Source organism: Brevibacterium sediminis, from assembly GCF_013623905.1.
GTDB lineage: Bacteria > Actinomycetota > Actinomycetes > Actinomycetales > Brevibacteriaceae > Brevibacterium > Brevibacterium sediminis.
This window is the reverse complement of sequence record NZ_JABKDD010000029.1, coordinates 1-17,174: the sequence shown is the minus strand read 5'-3', so window position 1 is coordinate 17,174 and position 17,174 is coordinate 1. Positions and strand designations below refer to the sequence as shown.

Below are 17,174 nucleotides of genomic sequence, written 5' to 3'. Positions count from 1 at the left end.
TCACCGGAAGCGTCGGCAACGGCGTTTGGGTAAACTGACTCCGGTTGAATACGAGCTTGTTCATCACAAGGCTGTCGCTCTGGCGGCATAAACCCCGGGGTCAACTAAACCGTCAGCAGTCGCTTCTGCGGCAGGGCCTTTGACAGTACCTGTTTGCCGTCGCGGTCGAGTGCGACGGCGTGGTGGTTGTGTTTGCCGACATCGATGCCGATGAATACGTCGATGTCAGCGTGGTTGGTGATCATGTCACTCATCTTCTTCGACTCATGTGACCGGATATTGGTTGTGGTTGGGCTGGCCGGTGCTGCAGTGGTGGCTCCTGGGTTCGGCATCCAAGTTACGGTCGGGCTCAAGGCATGGGTTCTGCCAGTGGTTCTGGCCCCTATCAGCGATTTCCCTGGTGCCTTCGAACCCCGGTGACTACACCCTCCGGATCATGGTGACTGGGGGCATCAATCATGCCGGGGTTCTCAGGCCAGCGACCTCTTTCTATCCTGACGGATGAAGGGGCTACTTAAAAGGTAACGGGGGGCGATGGCTGCGCGCATACCGGGATTCGCCTCCCCGAAGCGCCACCACCGCTCCCGTCTTGCCTTTCGGCGATTTGAATCTCTCACAGGTTTTACGCGGTCCCGGACTATGTCGAGTGCGGCCGGGTACGCCATCGCATCCTCCAAACCCATCATCGCAAAGTCGATGATCCATCCGTCGGGCATGAGGTCTGGTCTATCCGCAATGTCATTACTTCCCAAATGTCGAACCACGACATCCGAGTACCGAGCTTCTTGACGCTGGAGCAGATCCCTCGCCTCAGCGTATGGGAGCAGGAGGCCTTTTCCTACGGGGGCGCAACCTTGAAAGCAGATGCCAGCGTTAGCTTGTAGGGGCAATGCGGCGTGGCTGGCTGTTCTTGGCCGCAGTGAACTAGTTATCCCGGGCGTCTCTCGTTTATCGAGCACATATACGTCTGGGAGCTTGGCCGGATTCTTTACCCAGTTCACTATCTCGACGTCGACCGCTGCTTCCCCGGGCCAATCTTGTGACGAGACTGCTTCGGTGATGACTGCGGGATCTGGAGCCGACGGCAGACGCGACTGTGATGCGTTCCGCTCCTAGCCGACGTCGATCACTCTTGTATCGGAGAGCCACAGTGCGGAAGTTTTCGTATACGAGATCTTGGGGCAAGGATCATGTGAGTGCTCTGGTTGTTCTGGGGCTTTTGCGGGCTGAAGTCTGGCGGACGACGATTTGGTGGGGGGAGGAGGGGTTTGTCTAGGGTAGGAGCCTCCGGGTTGATGACGTGGGTTGCCGCTGTTGCTCCGAGTTCGTGGAGAGGCGCTGCGGCGGTGGTGAGATCCACGAGCGCGGCCAGCCGAGTGCCACCGATTCCGGCGACCGAGATGTCATCGGGGATCTGTATGCCGGAGTGACGCAGCGCGGTCATCGCACCCACTGCCGTCTGGTCATTCGCGCCGATAACGGCGTCAGGCGGCTGACCCTGCGACAGTAGCGAGATCACGGCGTTCGTTCCCGAGTCAGCGGAGAAGTTGCCGGGAATGACGCGGTGCTCGAGCGAAGCCTGATGCATCGCAGCCTCGTAACCCTTCCGGCGCTGTTCGGCGGAGTAGACGTCAGCGGTACCATCGATGAACGCGATGTCGCGATGTCCCAGCTGGATCAGGTACTGCGTGAGCGCGCGCGCCTCTACATTGTCGTAGCTCACCACGTCACTTGGGAAGTCTCGCGTGGCGAGTGAAACCACCGCCATGCCTTCGCTGCGGACAGTGTCCACGGTGCGAATGAGATGCTCCGTCTCCTCTTCGTTCTGACGAATTCCGGATCCCGCGAACACGACGCCCGCGGCGTTGTAGGTACGTAGCATCTTGACGTGTTCGATCTCGCGCCGACTATTGCGATCTGCATTGCAGATGATCGTGAGACATCCGGCTTCATTTGCGACGTCGTCGCAAACCCGCGCCTCGGTCTCGGAGTTCCTGGGCGAACGCGAGCATATTCTGGGTGGAACGGCCGAGGCGATCGAGAGTAGTGATGACAAGAGTGTCACCGTCGATAAGCGCGTTGAGTGCTCGATCAAAGGCAGGGCGGGATGCTCGTGCGCCCGAGACTCCATGGTCGATGTAGAGATCGTCGCGACGCACACCGGCAGCGAGGAGGTCAGCTTCTTGTCGGTCGGCAGATTGATCGCGGGTCGATACACGGGCGTATCCGATCAGTTTCGCCATGATGGCTCCAATGTGTCTCGTAACTAACGGCGTTTACGCCGATTCATGCACTAGGTTACAAGACATAGTTATAAAGAAATTGCATTCAGCTAAGAACGCCGAAATTGCGCAGAACTTGGCCGGTAGCCTGGAGCGTGCGAAGCTGCGCCGCCGAGACGTCTCGTAACCCTAGGGTTACGAGATCTTGATCGCGACGAACGGCGAGTCTTCGACGAGGTGATTCACTCATCCATCCGATTGCAGGTGCGCGCTGTGTTGGTGGCCTCTGCAAGTCCGGTGCGATTTTCAAAGGTTCAAACAGCGCTCGGTATCACCGACTCGCATCTGTCAAAGAACGTGGGGGTACTGCTCGACGCCGGATACGCCGACCAATCGAAGCACTCTGCCCAAGAGGGTGCCCGTTCGCACTCGGTCACAATGCTTGCCCTCACCAGTGAGGGGCGGACGGCCTATCGAGGGCACGCCGCTTGGCTGGAACACCTCACCCGTGCTCGTGCGCAGTCATAAAACCACGCCGCAATCAGGTTGAGGAGAGATCATGCCTACGCTCGAAGAAGCGCTGAACGAGACTTTGTCGGCGGAAGCTGTGGAGGCGTCATTCGTCCACGCCATCGCCGGTATCCGAACAACTGAGAATGTCTATGTGAGCCCCCGCGATGGTGTCGCCCACTCGCGTACTCGTTTCAAGATGCCTGAAGCAGCGGGTCCTGGTGCCGACAACCGTGGTGAGAGCCTTGCGAGTCATGACTTGCTGCACACCTGCGCTGTGGGCAGCGATGACTGGATGACAGTCGATCTGCCTCGACCTGCGCTCGGGTCGTTGGCCCTTCTGACGCTCCTTTACAGCGCGGAGATCGAACAGTCCGTGGGCGTCGACTCCGGGTTGTTCGAGGTTGAGGTCCTCGCCTTCCCGGGGCGAGCACTGCCCGTGCGTCTGTCGGTGGCTGGACGCTTCATATTTCGGAGATGGCGGTCACCGTATATCGCGGCAGGAAAGCGGAGACGTTCGCGCTGGAGGTTCATCCAGTATCGGCGAGGACGGTGAGCGTCCCCGGCGGCTATGACTAAGGCTCATCTGAATTGTTCCCTGCAGTTTCTTCTTCATCGAGTTGGTTCATCGGGAGGGCTCTTTGAGCACACGCCGCCGGTGTTTTTCGCTCCATCGCAGAAGGGTCTCTTGAATTTGCTTTATCGTTTCGGCTGGTGCGTCGGGCATGACCCAGTCGAGTCCTTTGACAACCTCGACTACTGACAACTCGGGCAGGATCTGTCGTCGACGCAGTTCGTTGTAGCGCCCCATGTAAGTACGTGCGACGAGAGTTGCTTCGCCAATACTGTAGCTTTGCGCAGCCTCACGGATGAGTCGTCCGCACTCGGTCCCGGGGTGATGGGTACCGTATGGGTAAACCTCTTCTCGGTATTTGAACAGAACTTCATAGAACATGACTTCCGCTGCGATACCCGCTTGCTGATGGAGTGTTTCTAAACGCGTCGCTGGGGGCGTGCGAACAAGCGATTCACTGTTAGTGGTGTTTGCGTAGTTGACTCGCTCCGGTGTCTGTTCACGCATTGTGGTCATCGCTTGTTGACGTCAGTTGTGCGCGAAACTCGTGATTCCCTCGGCGGAGGAACGCACTGAGTTTCTCAAAGCTGTGGTCACGGATGAAGATCGCGTCCACAGCGATCATCGTCAGCGAGAACCACGGTAGACCCATGAGCAAAGCGATCCCCAAGTGGAAGGCGAGGATGCCGAGCAGACCGATGATGCGGGTATAGCGGTTGAAGAGCATGAACGGGAACGCACACTGGAAGAGCACCGATGCCCACGAGATCGCCACGACCACCGGACCCCAGGCGGTGACGAGGTCGGAAAGAACGGGCCAGGTCCCGAACTGCTGTGTCTGCAGGGGGTTGTAGACGGCGAAGCCGTGCTGCCAGGCACTGCCGCCGGCTTTGTAGAGACCACCGGACATGTAGATCGCGCACACCTGGAAGGCGAGCACCACGATCGCGAGGTTATTGGCCATGACCAGCGCCCACCGCCACTGACCACCGTCGGCCTCGGGGAAATCGGCTTTGCGCCGACGCCGGCGCGCATCCAGCGACCAGCGTCTGGTCGTATCCGCGAAGAGCAGGGCGATCATGAACATCCGGTAGGCGTTGTCGCCCTGATCTCCAGCACCGTCATTGAGTTCGATGAAGCTGACCCACAAAACCAAATAGAACGGCAGAATGATCCGGGTGTACCAACCCAGCGTGATGACCACGGCGAGAGCGGCCAGGGCGAGCATCATCACGGTCAACATCGGCGGGGTCGTCACCACCCGGTGGAAGAGGGAGAAGAGCCAGATGTTCGGGAAGTCGCTCTGCGGCTCTGCGAGCTCCCCGCTCCAGGCGTTGCCCACCCCGAAGATGTAGTGGCGGGCGTTGAAGTTCGTGAGGATGAGTCCGAGTCCGGTGATGCCGATGAGAATCCGTGTCACCGCAAGCCCGTAGCTCGCGTGGTAGCGGCCGGCGAGCATCTCCTCGAGCCAGTTCCAGCCGCGGGAGATGCTGGTGCGCACCTGGGTGGTGATCGGCAGGCGCTCCTCCGCCGAGGCAGTCCCGGAGTCGCGCGTGGACTCGGTGTCTCGCGCGGTCTTGGCATCACGTGACGCTTCGGCGTTGGGCGTGGTCACGGGGTCCACCTCAGTTCGCGTGGTCTCGTTACTGCTCACCGACGCACCTCACTTCATCGGAAGCGCAGAAGTACTTCGCGAACTCCTCTTCCGACTGATTCTCCTCCGTCACGAGCGCCCTCCACCCGACGGGGACAGGTTGGATTTTTGGTCGCTGCGCGGATCTGTCGTTGCGCTCGGAGAAGGGCACAACGTTCTGCCGGGCCGCCTGGTACTGGACACGCTGGACATCATCGCCCCAGATCGCCTTCGCGACTTGGGTGGCATAGGCCGTGGCAATGTGTTCGCTGGCCAGATAGGAGCTCACGGTGTTCTTCGGGTCCTCATATTCGGCGAGCTTCGTCTTGAGTCTGTCGACCGAATCGTCGCCCTTGAAGTAGTCGAGCTTGACGATCGCCTTCTGATCATCAGGCAAGTCCTCCCACGTACCTTTGAGGTCGGAGGCCACACCGACGCCCAGGCCCGCAGAGCGGGGAGGGAAGAGCTTGTAGGTCGAGTGGTCGAGCTCGACATCGGTCGCCCGCACCCACTCGGTGATCTCCTCACCATTGTCGGTCGAGATCACCGCGCGGACATCGAAGTAGTAGTCACCGTTGATCGGCTCGGGAGCGAAGACGCTCCAGGACTGCCCCCACATCGGAATCATGTACTTCGAGAGCAGGTCGCCGGGAATCACCTCCCGCAGCGCCGAGGACGGAGCGATCCACAAAAAGCTCGCGAAGAGGTGAAAAGCCGTGATCGCCATGGCGATGACCATGAGCGTCCGCTTGATCACCGGCCGAGGCCGTAATTTGTCAGGGGTGGTTGTCATCGTAGGTCTCCGGTCATAATGAATCAGCTCGCTTCGTCGGGTCGATTATCGATTCCGTTGCTGTTGTCTTCAGTGTCTTCAGGGAAGGGGAGAAGAGCGCGAAGAAGACGGTGACGACCCAGATGCCGGTGATAGCGAGTCCGGCGTGGTTGATGTTGTTGACTGCGATGAGCAGGATCGCGGCAGCAATTCCGAATGGGGGAGCGATTGCTTGGAGTGCGTTCTGGGCAGCGAATACTCGTCCACGCATCTGGCCCGGGACTCGTTCGATCATGAGTACCCCGACGAGCCCACTGAGGCTACCTGTGGCTATCCCGAGCACGGTAGCCGCTGAGAAGAGCATGACCGTTGGTGGCAGTATTCCTATCACAGCGATTGCTATGGCGGATAGGACAAGTCCTGTGCGCATCCACCATTCTCGCCTGCCGAAATGTCCGGCCAGGGCGTAGGCGGTACCCCCGACCAGTGCGCCAAGGGCGAAAGCGGCAAGGACGAATCCTGTCACTTCTTCGCGTCCTGTTGCAGAGAAATGAACGGGAAGGATAAGGGCTTGTAACGCTGAGATCACCATCATGATCGTCGTGGTAATCAGCGTGAGCGTGAGCAAAGACGGATCCTGAACTATTGCTTTCCACCCGAGGTGAATGTGGCGCCACTGCGACCGATTGGCAGATTCGATGGGGAGCTGGACGGACCCTAGCTGGTGTGGGATCAGTGTGGTGACAATGATGGCTGCTAGAGAGGTGGCAGATGTGATGTAGAGAAGTGTGGATGAGCTCAAGGTGGAGAGCATGAGGCCGGCGGATGCTGGCCCGATGAGCATGGCTGTTGCCGAGACGCCTTCCCTGACGCCGGTCATTGTGTGTGCTGGCGTGCTCGTTGCGGTGATGATTGCTGGTAGCAGAGCTTCTCGCGCGGTGAGTCCAGGTATATCGCCGATCGCGCCGAGGGACGCGAGGATGAGGAGCCATTCGAAGTTCAATCCCCACACGGTATCGACGACGGGCAGAGCAACTACTGCGAGAGCCGAGATACTGTCGGAAACTATTGCGCAGGTTCGTCGGTTGATGCGGTCAACAATTGGACCGATGAAGATTCCGCCCAGGAGGGAACCTGCTCCGGCGCTGATAGCGACGAGGCCTGCCAGCGTCGGGGATCCCAATCGTTGGAGAGCCAGGATGGGAAGGGCAATCGTAATGATTGAGTTTCCCAATGATGAAAGCCCGTAAGCACCCAGGTAGGCGACCGCAACGCGACGACGTCGAGGAAGGGTGTGACCGAGTGACTCCTGGCGCGTATCCATCACAGGCGTTGGACTAGAGCCGGTTCTGGCTGATTGGTTGCGTACGGTGAGTATCTGCTGAGGTCGGCCAGCAGTTTGGTGAGAGAAGTGGTGGTGTCCTCACCGTGTGCGATGTGGTGGAAGAGATTGCAGAATGTCTCGGCGTAGATTGCGACGGACTCACATGCAGTTGTGGTGTCGGGGTGGATGAAATTGAGATCCATGCCCTCGCGAGTGCGGTTGACCCAGAGGAAGACTTCGCGGGAGTCGTCGACGCTGCCGTGAACGGTCATGTTGTTTCGTGAGACGAGGTCGTTGCCGGGCATGCTCCGGGTATCGAGGTACGAAATCATCGGTGCAGCAAATCCGGTTGGTACTGCTTCGGGGGCGAGAGGAGCGAGGAGCTTAGCGACGTGGTGGAGCGGAGTATGGATGAGTTTCTTCGACTCGCGGACTGCTGCGTGTGCTGCTGTTACTGCCGACTGAAAATCTGGTACACCACTGTCGAGCCTGTACTGTACGGGCACCAGGCGGGTGTACCAGCCGACTGAAAGTATCTGTGCCCGGGTGAGGCGTGTTGAGACTGGTGTGAGCATTGAGAAGACGGGATTATTCGTCGCAGCGTGGTGAATGAGCCCGGCGAGGGCCATAATTCCGGAGTTAGTGTTCGCCCCGTACCGTTTGCACACTGCGTTGAAGTTCTCACACTCGTCAGCAGTAGCGAACTCGGTAAGAATCGTCGATGTCCCCTTAGCTCGGGTTTCTAGTTCCAGTCCGAGGGGGAGTGGGAAGGAGGGGAGTTGCCACGACGCGTTTTCGATGAAGGATATCCAGCCGCGAACGTCATCGGATCCGAGATGGAGTTCGCTGGTGTGCTGCACCTCAGCCTCACAGTAGTCCGCATACGACTCGACATTGGGCAGGTCAACATCTTCGCCGCGCAGTAGGCGCCGATATGAAGTCAATAGTTCGTACATGATGATTCCCAACGACATGCCATCGGTGTAGAAATGGTCGACTGCAAAAATCACTCGGAATCGAGGTTCGGGCGAGTCCTGACGCGCATTTTCTGTCCCAGTTGCAGCGAAGAGGAACATATCCCAGTCAGTGATGTCGGGCAGTTCTGCCGTGATGACATCGCGGATATCGAGCGAGTCATCTGAGTCGACGACGCGGGTCAAACTGATGTCGTGGGGGTGAATGGTTCGACCTTGGTAGCCGTTCTCGGTTTCCCATACCCAGGTGTGGTAAGTGCCGTGTCGGCGAAGATGTTCGCTGAAGACTGCCTCGAGCAGTGCCGCATCGTATGCTTCATCGATCTCGAAGCTGAGAACAGCGAAGCTCGAGCGATGCTGACCCTCTTCGCTGGATGACTGCAATGCATCGTTGAAATGTCGGCGTTGGATATAACTGGGAAACGCGTCATGGACCGGTGCAACACTGATTGCGGTGCGAGATTCATCACTTGCCCGCCAGACGGTGGTGTGCCCGGGCTCGGGCTCCCACTCAGGCAGTAGACCACTGAGCATAGACCAACTCTCAAACGTGTGTGGTGTTGGTCCTCGCCTTAAAAGTCAGACCCATGCAATTGAGATTGCCGACATCTGACCAGGTCAGAACCAATATGATCACAGAATGCCCCAGCCGCGCAAGAGCGAATCCAGTGAATTTGAAAACAACCTACGTTGGCACGCACCCGCGCAGCGTGCTTGCGCACAACTAGATAAGACTGGTGACGCGCGCCATTTGACTGTCGATACTCATCCTTGGAGACCTAATTCGGGTAGCACAGACAGGGAACTTAGCAGGAACGAACACTGACCGTTTCGGTTGTGGTCACCTGGGCAGACAGTCTGGTAAGTATTTGGACTGGCTTTGCCGCACGATCAGCCGGAGTAACGTGGCCAGATCTTTCTGGTGGTAGCCGGGGAAGTCAATTTCCTCTGAAGCGGCAAGCGCCATACTGAGCTCACGATCACTAAACTCAACAGTTCTATCGCGAATCTCTATGCTTCGACTGCGATCCCGGACCTGCTCGGAAGACGACTCAGCACGGTTAGCAGACGACACACTTTCTACATCTTCGGCCGCAAAAATCAGGGGAAGTGTGGATTTGCCCTGTCGTAAGCTCAACTTCCCAGTTTGTGTTGAGTCGCACCAGATGCCTTCCAGGTCGTTACTTGCCTGCCATGACAGTCCCAGGTGGTGACCGACGCGAGTCGCTGCGTCGACATCAGCATCGCCTCCGCCTTGCAACATCACACCGAGCGCTAAAGAGGTAGAAAGTAGAGCTCCCGTTTTGGACGCGGCCACGCCAATGTATTTGTCCCTATCGGCTCCCTCAGCACCCTGGGCGAGAACCAGTTCGCATGCTTGACCAGACACCAACTTCAGCATGGTCTCGAGGAGAATTTCCACGTGAATGTTGGTGTTGCGGAGTCTCATGAGCATTCGCACCACTTGTGCTTGAATGGCATCTGCTGTCAGCAATGTCAGTGGTATTCCGTGTACTGCCCAGGTGGACGATCGTCCTCGCCTTACTTCGTCATTGTCTATGATGTCGTATACCATCAGTGACCACTGATGGATCATCTCAACTGCCGCTGCGGTGATACTCACGTCTTCGCGAATCTTTGTGGGCAGCGAGCTGAGGGGCCGTCCGAGTGTAACTAGTGCTGGGCGGAGCGCCTTCCCCTGAACAGCGAATTCCGCATTCCCTTGGTCCCCCTCGATCCCACCCAAATGATAGCGAGCGACTTTCGCTAGTACCGGGCCAAGTGGAGCAATGGAGGCATCGATGATGGGATTGATCGCATCTCGGATCTCCTCAAAGCAGAACTGAGTGCTGGCATCATCAGTCGATACGTTGTGGTCGGTTTTCAAAACGGGTTCCTTCTCCAGGGCTTCTTATTCAGCAAATTGCTCACCATAGGATTGCGCAATAGAACGTCGAGAACACCACGTAGACAAGACTGCGCAGTTGAAATGCGCTCAGTGAGCAGTATTCGTTCCGCAGCGAAGCGAGTACAAGTGCAAGAAGGCTGTGCGCGACGAGCCTGCCGCATTGCACTACTTACTGAACTCGGCTCTCGGTTAACCAGTTAAGCGTCACTGACCTTGAGCTTGCGCAACGTCGTCTGGATCGGGGGCAGAGATATCTACTTCGGTATCGAAATTGTCGATGGTGATGGTCGCGTCGATACCCTCGGCACGACTGACGAGAACTGCACTGTCGATCTCACCGGTAGCGGGGACGTCAAGGAGAGTCGACTTTTCCTCTTCTCCGAGCCTGTAACGCATGTATTCGAGGTCGTCTTGTTCGACTTCGCCTTCAACGGTTACTTCATCCACTCCGATCGACTCGACAGTCGACACGAGGCGGTCGTAGTCGTACGTTTTGGCGATGCTGTCGCCTTGAGCTGCTTTGAACACTACGTACTTGCCGATCGCTGGTGTCGCGTCGTAGCCGAATGACTCCCAGTACTCCTTCGGGCCCTTGATCCATAGCAAGCTCGAGGCCCGGACCAATTCGATACTGAGGTCGACGGAGCCGGATTTAATAGATGCCTGGCCTTCGAATGCGTCAGTCTGCCGGTCAAAAACGAAGTCTGTGCTCTGGGTTCCGTCGTCGGCCTTCACTGTTCCCTGAGCATGATAGCTGTCGATCGATCTCAGATCGTCTTTGAACGTCTCAAACCGGTCCATTGCTGTAGCTTCAGCGTCGGAGTCAACTGGGGTGACGTGAGCGTCTACTGCACTATCAGAATTCGAGCATGCACACAGACTTAGTGCAGTGGCCGCGGCGACGGTGAGGCCGGTGAGTTTGTTCATTTCTCCTCCCCGATGAGCTGTGTAATATCGACACCGCAGTTTTGCTCGACCTGCTCGGACTGGTGCCTATATGTTGTATTCGCAGTCGTTGTCGCTTCGGAGAGCAGAAGCAGGAAATCTGTGTTGGACACTTGATTGCCGCTGCTCTTATACAAGTCCGCGGCTTTCTGGTAATCGTCGCTCATCGCTTGCCAAGCATGCTCTGCATCGTCGTTGGGAGCGAGTTCGCTGATGTTCTTCGTACCCGAGACAAGCAGGTCCAGTCGAGTTCCCAACTCTGTGACTGTCGTACTCTCGTCTTCTTTGCTGGCCTCTTTGTTGAGAGTGACGAGATCTTCGATAGCTGTACAGTACGTGTCGGCTTTCGACGGGTCGGTATAAGAAGACTGTGCAGCTTCTGTCGCCGTCGGGGCTTCTGACGGCTCCGTTGCTCGAGTGGGGGTATCAGTAGATGCCTCCGTGGGAGCCGGAACCTCCCTTTCGTCTGATCGAGGACCGGTTGACTGGCAGCCAGCTAAGAGGAAGGCAGACACCGTTATTGCAAGCGCGGTGAAACAGACTGAAGTGGTGGATGACATTTGAGCGGATCCTCCCCACCTGCCGATGGAAACTTAGACAGGTAGCAGACAAAGAGTAGTGTGGTGGGAGCCAGAGCTGCCCAAGCTTGGCCCCCACCACGGGGCCTGCTACTACGCGGGCATTGCGGCGTGTGGAGAATCGCCGTTGTGCCCGCGAGTAGCAGGAGTTATTACCTTTGTTTACTTCGTGGCACGACGGCGCGTGAAGTAGGTTGCTGCTGCACCAGCAGCCAGCAGGACTGCGGCAGCTCCGAGCAGCGGTGCTGTTGCATCCGAACCGGTACGAGGCAGATTTCCGCCCGCGTTGCTGCCATCGCTGTCACCGGTAGCCGCGCTACCAGCTCCTGCAGCGGATGCCGTGTCGGTTCCGTTGGCGTCAGCTGATGCTTCGGACGAAGAATCGGCCGTTGCCGCAGACGATGCTGCTGCGGTCGGGTCTGCATCGGCTGCAGACGAGGCATCAGCGTTGGTCGAATCCGAGTTGTCACCATTGGCTGCAGCGTTGGCTGCCTGCTGGGCCGATGCGTTCGGGTCCGAGGTGGCATCTGCGGAGGTCTCCGAGGATGCATCCTCAGCGCCTGCGGATTCAGCTGCTGCTTCAGCATTGTTGTCAGCTGCGGCCGATGCGGTGGTGTTGGCATCGTTGTCGGCGGCTGCTTCTGCTGCTGCTTCGGCGGCGGGATTTCCGTCGTCGTCGGCATTTGCAGATGCAGAAGCCGAGGCCGCTGCGTTCACGTTTCCGTTGTCATCAGCCGAAGCCGAGTCATCAGCGGATGCCGTGTCGGTTCCGTTGGCGTCAGCTGATGCTTCGGACGAAGAATCGGCCGTTGCCGCAGACGATGCTGCTGCGGTCGGGTCTGCATCGGCTGCAGACGAGGCATCAGCGTTGGTCGAATCCGAGTTGTCACCATTGGCTGCAGCGTTGGCTGCCTGCTGGGCCGATGCGTTCGGGTCCGAGGTGGCATCTGCGGAGGTCTCCGAGGATGCATCCTCAGCGCCTGCGGATTCAGCTGCTGCTTCAGCATTGTTGTCAGCTGCGGCCGATGCGGTGGTGTTGGCATCGTTGTCGGCGGCTGCTTCTGCTGCTGCTTCGGCGGCGGGATTTCCGTCGTCGTCGGCATTTGCAGATGCAGAAGCCGAGGCCGCTGCGTTCACGTTTCCGTTGTCATCAGCCGAAGCCGAGTCATCAGCGGATGCCGTGTCGGTTCCATCAGCGTCAGCCGAAGCGGTGGTATCTGCGCCATCAGCGTCGGTCGAAGCATCGGCAGTGTCGGTGCCGTTATCGTCAGCCGTGGCTTCAGCTGCATCCGTTCCGTCGGCATCAGCAGAGGCTGAATCGTCTCCGCCGTCGTCGGTGCAGTTGATTCCACCCTCGGAAATGTCTGCGAACACGTCGGCGCGTTCGAAGCCGAGCTCGATGCTTCCGAGCCCATCAGGTGCAACGACCGGAACCGAGGCAAGTGCCAGGTCGGCCTGCAGTCCGCCCATGGTGCCCGAGGCGTGGGTACCGTCGGCGGATTCTTCGATGTTGGTGGGCCCACCATAGGTGATTTCACCAGACACAAGGTTGGCGAGATCGCCGAGGCCGCCGTCTTCGAAGATCTGGTCGAGCTCGATTGCTCCGCCGGGTTCAATCACGAAGTCAGCGTCGCCGACCTTGATCGCCATGCTGGGCAATGTCGAGACTTCGACCTCTGCGCCGTCGGTCACACCGTTTGCGCGGGCGATCATCTCGCCCTGGGGTGCGCTTCCTGTTTCCCCACCCCAGGAGACGCCGACTTCTCCGCCGAAGAGGTTGACATCAGCAAACCGCCAGGTGGCAGTGCTCTCAACACCCAGACCGGTATCGCAGGCTGCGCCCTCGCTCGTCAGGCTCACGTCGCTGGTGCTCAAGCCCAGGTTCGCTTCGCCAACAGGGAAGAGATCATCAATGCCGGGAAGTGGGACATCACCAAGGCCGGTGATGAGGTCCAGGTCACCAGTGGTGGATTCTGCGTTTGCGACACTTCCGCCGCCGGTGAGAGTGCCTTCTGACCAGTCAGTTGTCGCTGCTCCGGTCAGACCTTCGAGCGTGCCGAGGATTGGAATGTCGAGATTGCCGAAGTCGTTGGTGTCTTCATCGGACGGGCTGTCAGTGGTCGAACTCGCCTCGGCGTTGACGAGGTTGATGTTGAGCCCGATGGCACCGGCACCTACGGGGGCAGCGCGGGAGTATGCACGAGCAGTCTCGTCACCGGCAATAGTGCCAGGGACCGCGTACTCGCCGGTTCCTGTCCCGCTGTAATCGGCGAGGCCGCTCGAGTCCGCGACGACGACTGATTCGGCGATATTGGCGCGAACGTTCGCGAGATTGTTGACGAGGCCGACACCGGCGAATGCACCGTAGTTGCGCACCCCACCGGAGAACGAACCGTCCTCGACGTCAGCCGCGCTGGCGGGTGCAATTGGGCCGAGCAGGGCGATGCCAAGGGCACCGACTCCTGCTGCGCCGAGGACCCGGCGCAACCCCTTAGTCTTCTTTGGCTTCATATTTCTCTACCTCTACATTTAGGTGTTTCGAAAATGAGTCCTCGTGAGCCTGCTGCTGAATCGACCTGGAGGACCAACTGCCATGAAAGTTCCACACAGCAGGCTCACGAGAAACTCCAAGACTGAGCCTACCGATTTAGTTCTCATTTTGGTTACGAAGAGGCAACATTTTTGCGAATGAATATAGTTGCTATCCTGCTGGGGTTCGTAGCCCCTAGCTTTAGGCGGATGCGCGTATAAAAATACGGCAGGGTGGAGTTATATACGTTTCGGGTACGTGACCACAATGACCAAAATGTGACCAGATGGTGACCAGCGAATACTCAGAGACAGTGTTCAGGGGCTGTAGATACTGACGAGGTTCGCCGATGGGCTGACGTTTTGGTGCGAGCTGGTCTCTTTTGCTGAATGCTCAGTTATCGAGCTGGAGGGCTCGCTTGAGGTTTCGTGGTGAGCCGAATCCGGCCGTCACGGCAGCCTCGTGAGTGGATGTGCCCTCCTCGAGGAGGCGCTTTGCGACATGGAGGCGCGCCTTTCTCAGCTCCACTGAGGGGGTCGTTCCTTGGGATTTGAACGCGCGAAGCAGATATGAGCGCGAGACCTGGAGGTCCTGCGCAATCGATTTGATGCTGGTGCTCACGTCTGTTGCCATCGACCTAATCAGTGCCAGGCCGCGCACATACACTTTTCGCAAAGAGTCGATATCGGCATCGGTGTAGAGGTGCGCTCCGATTGCGGTCGCCTTCGCGATCTCTTCCAGACCCCGCTGAATCTGGGTAAAGCCGGGCTGAAGGCGGTCCGGGAGGTCTTGCAGCAAAGAGAATGCTGCGGCCTTGAGTATGCGTAGGTAGACCACATTTGAAGGCCCGGCCAGCATTTCATAGTGCTTGCTGGCCTCGGTGGATCTGTAGATGATGAACATGCCGGCCGTGGACGATTCGCACACGGCTCCCCTGAACTCTTCGAGCTGGACCAACGCGATGTCGAGGGGTTTGAGATTCGCTGAGCCTGTCGTTGAGCGCAACACTATGCTGCCGCTGAGGCAGACATGGAGCAGGAGCTGATTGTTGAATGATTGGCCGAGAGGCGGGATGTAGTCGAAAGCTGCTGAGTCGTGGCTGTATCGGGCAACAACGAAATCATCATTGAGGACGGTGTCGCCCTTGAAGTTGAGCGTCGACGGGTCGGACCTGAGATGAAATCCCATGGCGGCAAGGAACTTGATTGCCTTTGAGGGGCTTGCGTCTACGCTCGTATACCCCCTATGTCGATCCAGATAGTCGTCTTGTGAAGCGTCCATTCTTCCTCCCGATGCCAATGAGCACGTCCATCTGGGCGCGTTTAAACAGGAAGAGCACCAGATCTCATTATGTGATACTGAATTATACTTGGTGAACGTCAAAAAATTCGGAACAACGGCTGATAGAGAGGTTGACCCGACCTTCTCCAACACAATTTAATAGGGCGCACGAATACAGACCAGGTGCCCGGTGCCCGAAGTGGCAAGCGTGTCCCAGAGCGTGATATCAGAAGTTCTTGGATGAGCGGCGAGCTCTTCTGCTGCTTTGTATTTTGAGCGTCCCGTGCTGATATTGGGCTGACCTGGACAAATGCTTCCATGTGAGTAGGGTGAAGGCTCTGAGTCGGGAGCAAGGGCCGACGCGTACACGACTGGAGGTGCCTCCATGTCTCAAGGCCAATTTCCCGGAACAGAGACCAAATGCGATGCCGCTTCCTCGAGTCGAATCTATGGCCACTACGGCCCCTGTCCGAAGCGTTCTTCGGCGTGGCGTGCCACGTTGAGGTGCTTGCCATTCGGCGGGTGCCCAAAGCCTGAACTCACAACTCTTAATGCTGCGATGGTGCGCATTCCCGTTCATGCTGTTCAATCGCTATACCCGCATCATCGGGCTGCTCGGCATCCTCTCGTTCCACTTGGGGATCGCTTAACTCATGGGTCTGCCGTGGTTCTCGCTGACGATGATCGCCGTTGACGCCATCTTCATCCGCGACCGCAGCTTTGAGAAACTCAACGGAGCTTTAAAGCGGTGGTGGATCTCCAGCTCTGAGGGGGAGGAATGGGTGAGGGTAAACTCAGCGCGCCGAATATGATCGACGGACAAACAGGTTTACAGTAACTGTCGCGCTTGCGCTGGGCCGATTGCGGTCGTAATCGGCTTGTGGTTTTCGCGATCTTACGCGACACAAGGGCATACTTGCTGGATGAGCACAGAGGACATATGGGCCGTCGCGGCATCGTTCGGAGAAATCTTCGCGGTGGAATCGCCTCCAACACACAGCGATATGGATGTTGCCTTTAGGCGTGCGAGGGTTCTTTCCCCGCAATCCGCGCCAGGGAGCGGCATCTTTTCGATTTCGAAAGCACGCCGGATCACCAATGCGTTCGATCAGGCAGACGAAGGCAAAGTGGACGGCCTGATCCGTGCATTGGTTTCGTCGCTCGTTGCAAAGCGGGTATTTGAAAAGACGCACGACGAAGTTACGCAGAATCTGCTGGCCGAGCTACGCAGAAACCTGGCGCGCGTCGAGCGGGAGTTAAGCGGCTCTTCACAGAAGAGGGTGTAGGAGCTGGCGGCGCGGCGGTGTCGGGATAGACGTCGAGGTCTCCCGATGATGGAAGTTCCTACGCTCGCCATCTGGAAGACCTCGACGTGCTCAACGCTACCTTCACCGCGCCCGATCTCGATACCTTCAGCCAGCTTGACCGGCTGGGCCTAACCGTGACGGGCCAGCTGATCGAGCCGCATCGATCGGTGTTGGAGTGTCGCGTGCTCGAACCGGACAACTGGTGCCATGGTTGCGGCCAGCAGGGCGTCTCCCGGGGCACGGTGATCCGGCGTCTCGCTCACGTCCCGCTGGGCTGGCGTCCCACGACGCTGCAGGTCAGAGTGCGTCGTTACCGTTGCCCGGACTGCTGCAGCGTGTGGCGGCAGGACACCACTGCCGCGGCCGAGCCCCGGGCCGTGCTCTCCCGGCACGCCGCTCTCTGGGCACTAAAGGGGGTGGTCATCGATCGCTTGTCCGTCGCCCGGATCGCCGCCGGGCTCGCAGTCGCCTGGAACACCGCCAACGATGCGATTCTGGCCACCGGCCAGGACCTGCTGATCAACGATCCCACCCGCCTTGACGGGGTCCGCGTGATTGGCGTGGACGAGTACGTGTGGTCCCACACTCGCCGGGGCAGCAAGTACGTCACCGTCA

15 protein-coding genes and 1 pseudogene are annotated in these 17,174 nt (G+C 58.3%); 3 read left to right on the top strand and 13 right to left on the bottom strand.

Going from position 1 to position 17,174, the window contains the following annotated elements:
* Positions 1-104: 104 nt before the first annotated feature.
* The 3 genes and pseudogenes from HK108_RS18315 to HK108_RS19025 all read right to left on the bottom strand — a co-directional run.
* A complete protein-coding gene (locus HK108_RS18315; protein ID WP_181272576.1) occupies positions 105-245 on the bottom strand; it encodes an IS110 family transposase in 141 nt (46 codons plus the stop codon).
* Between the two features lie 881 nt (positions 246-1,126).
* The gene (locus HK108_RS18310) at positions 1,127-2,065 is read right to left on the bottom strand and encodes a substrate-binding domain-containing protein (RefSeq protein ID WP_229664266.1); all 939 of its coding nucleotides are present in this window, start codon (positions 2,063-2,065) and stop codon (positions 1,127-1,129) included.
* Positions 1,965-2,243: pseudogene (locus HK108_RS19025) on the bottom strand (recombinase family protein); the annotation flags it as partial. The gene HK108_RS18310 and the pseudogene HK108_RS19025, both read right to left, overlap by 101 nt.
* Positions 2,244-2,459: 216 nt before the next feature.
* Here HK108_RS19025 and HK108_RS19220 point away from each other — a divergent pair.
* Complete coding sequence (locus HK108_RS19220; RefSeq protein WP_181272574.1) at positions 2,460-2,750, top strand: transcriptional regulator; 291 nt, start codon at positions 2,460-2,462, stop codon at positions 2,748-2,750.
* Positions 2,751-3,357: 607 nt separating this feature from the next.
* Here HK108_RS19220 and HK108_RS18300 read toward each other — a convergent pair.
* The 10 genes from HK108_RS18300 to HK108_RS18255 all read right to left on the bottom strand — a co-directional run bounded on the left by HK108_RS18300 (position 3,358) and on the right by HK108_RS18255 (position 15,252).
* Positions 3,358-3,813 (bottom strand): hypothetical protein, encoded by a 456-nt coding sequence (locus HK108_RS18300; RefSeq protein ID WP_181272573.1) that lies wholly within the window; start codon positions 3,811-3,813, stop codon positions 3,358-3,360.
* Positions 3,806-4,921, bottom strand: a complete 1,116-nt coding sequence (locus tag HK108_RS18295) for an HTTM domain-containing protein (RefSeq protein ID WP_229664267.1) — start codon at positions 4,919-4,921, stop codon at positions 3,806-3,808. The genes HK108_RS18300 and HK108_RS18295 overlap by 8 nt, the downstream gene beginning before the upstream one ends.
* 28 nt (positions 4,922-4,949) lie before the next feature.
* Entirely contained in the window at positions 4,950-5,732 is a 783-nt protein-coding gene (locus HK108_RS18290; RefSeq protein WP_181272572.1) for a DUF5819 family protein, read from the bottom strand.
* Positions 5,733-5,745: 13 nt separating this feature from the next.
* Complete coding sequence (locus HK108_RS18285) at positions 5,746-7,035, bottom strand: MFS transporter (RefSeq protein ID WP_181272571.1); 1,290 nt, start codon at positions 7,033-7,035, stop codon at positions 5,746-5,748.
* Positions 7,035-8,543, bottom strand: coding sequence for a condensation domain-containing protein (locus HK108_RS18280; RefSeq protein WP_181272570.1), 1,509 nt, complete (start codon positions 8,541-8,543; stop codon positions 7,035-7,037). Before HK108_RS18280 ends, HK108_RS18285 begins: the two co-directional genes overlap by 1 nt.
* Positions 8,544-8,850: 307 nt before the next feature.
* Positions 8,851-9,897, bottom strand: coding sequence for a polyprenyl synthetase family protein (locus HK108_RS18275; RefSeq protein ID WP_181272569.1), 1,047 nt, complete (start codon positions 9,895-9,897; stop codon positions 8,851-8,853).
* 225 nt (positions 9,898-10,122) lie between these two features.
* On the bottom strand, positions 10,123-10,845 hold the full coding sequence (locus tag HK108_RS18270) for a hypothetical protein (RefSeq protein WP_181272568.1): 723 nt from the start codon (positions 10,843-10,845) through the stop codon (positions 10,123-10,125).
* Complete coding sequence (locus tag HK108_RS18265; RefSeq protein ID WP_181272567.1) at positions 10,842-11,423, bottom strand: hypothetical protein; 582 nt, start codon at positions 11,421-11,423, stop codon at positions 10,842-10,844. The genes HK108_RS18270 and HK108_RS18265 overlap by 4 nt, the downstream gene beginning before the upstream one ends.
* Positions 11,424-11,603: 180 nt before the next feature.
* Positions 11,604-13,952, bottom strand: a complete 2,349-nt coding sequence (locus HK108_RS18260) for an LPXTG cell wall anchor domain-containing protein (RefSeq protein ID WP_181272566.1) — start codon at positions 13,950-13,952, stop codon at positions 11,604-11,606.
* Positions 13,953-14,364: 412 nt separating this feature from the next.
* On the bottom strand, positions 14,365-15,252 hold the full coding sequence (locus tag HK108_RS18255; protein ID WP_181272565.1) for a helix-turn-helix domain-containing protein: 888 nt from the start codon (positions 15,250-15,252) through the stop codon (positions 14,365-14,367).
* A 923-nt stretch (positions 15,253-16,175) separates the two neighbouring features.
* Between HK108_RS18255 and HK108_RS18250 the strand changes: the two genes are divergently transcribed.
* Both HK108_RS18250 and HK108_RS18245 read left to right on the top strand, forming a co-directional pair.
* Positions 16,176-16,538, top strand: coding sequence for a hypothetical protein (locus HK108_RS18250; RefSeq protein ID WP_181272564.1), 363 nt, complete (start codon positions 16,176-16,178; stop codon positions 16,536-16,538).
* An 86-nt stretch (positions 16,539-16,624) separates the two neighbouring features.
* On the top strand, positions 16,625-17,174 hold a 550-nt coding region (locus HK108_RS18245; protein WP_181272563.1), incomplete at its 3' end, for a transposase family protein.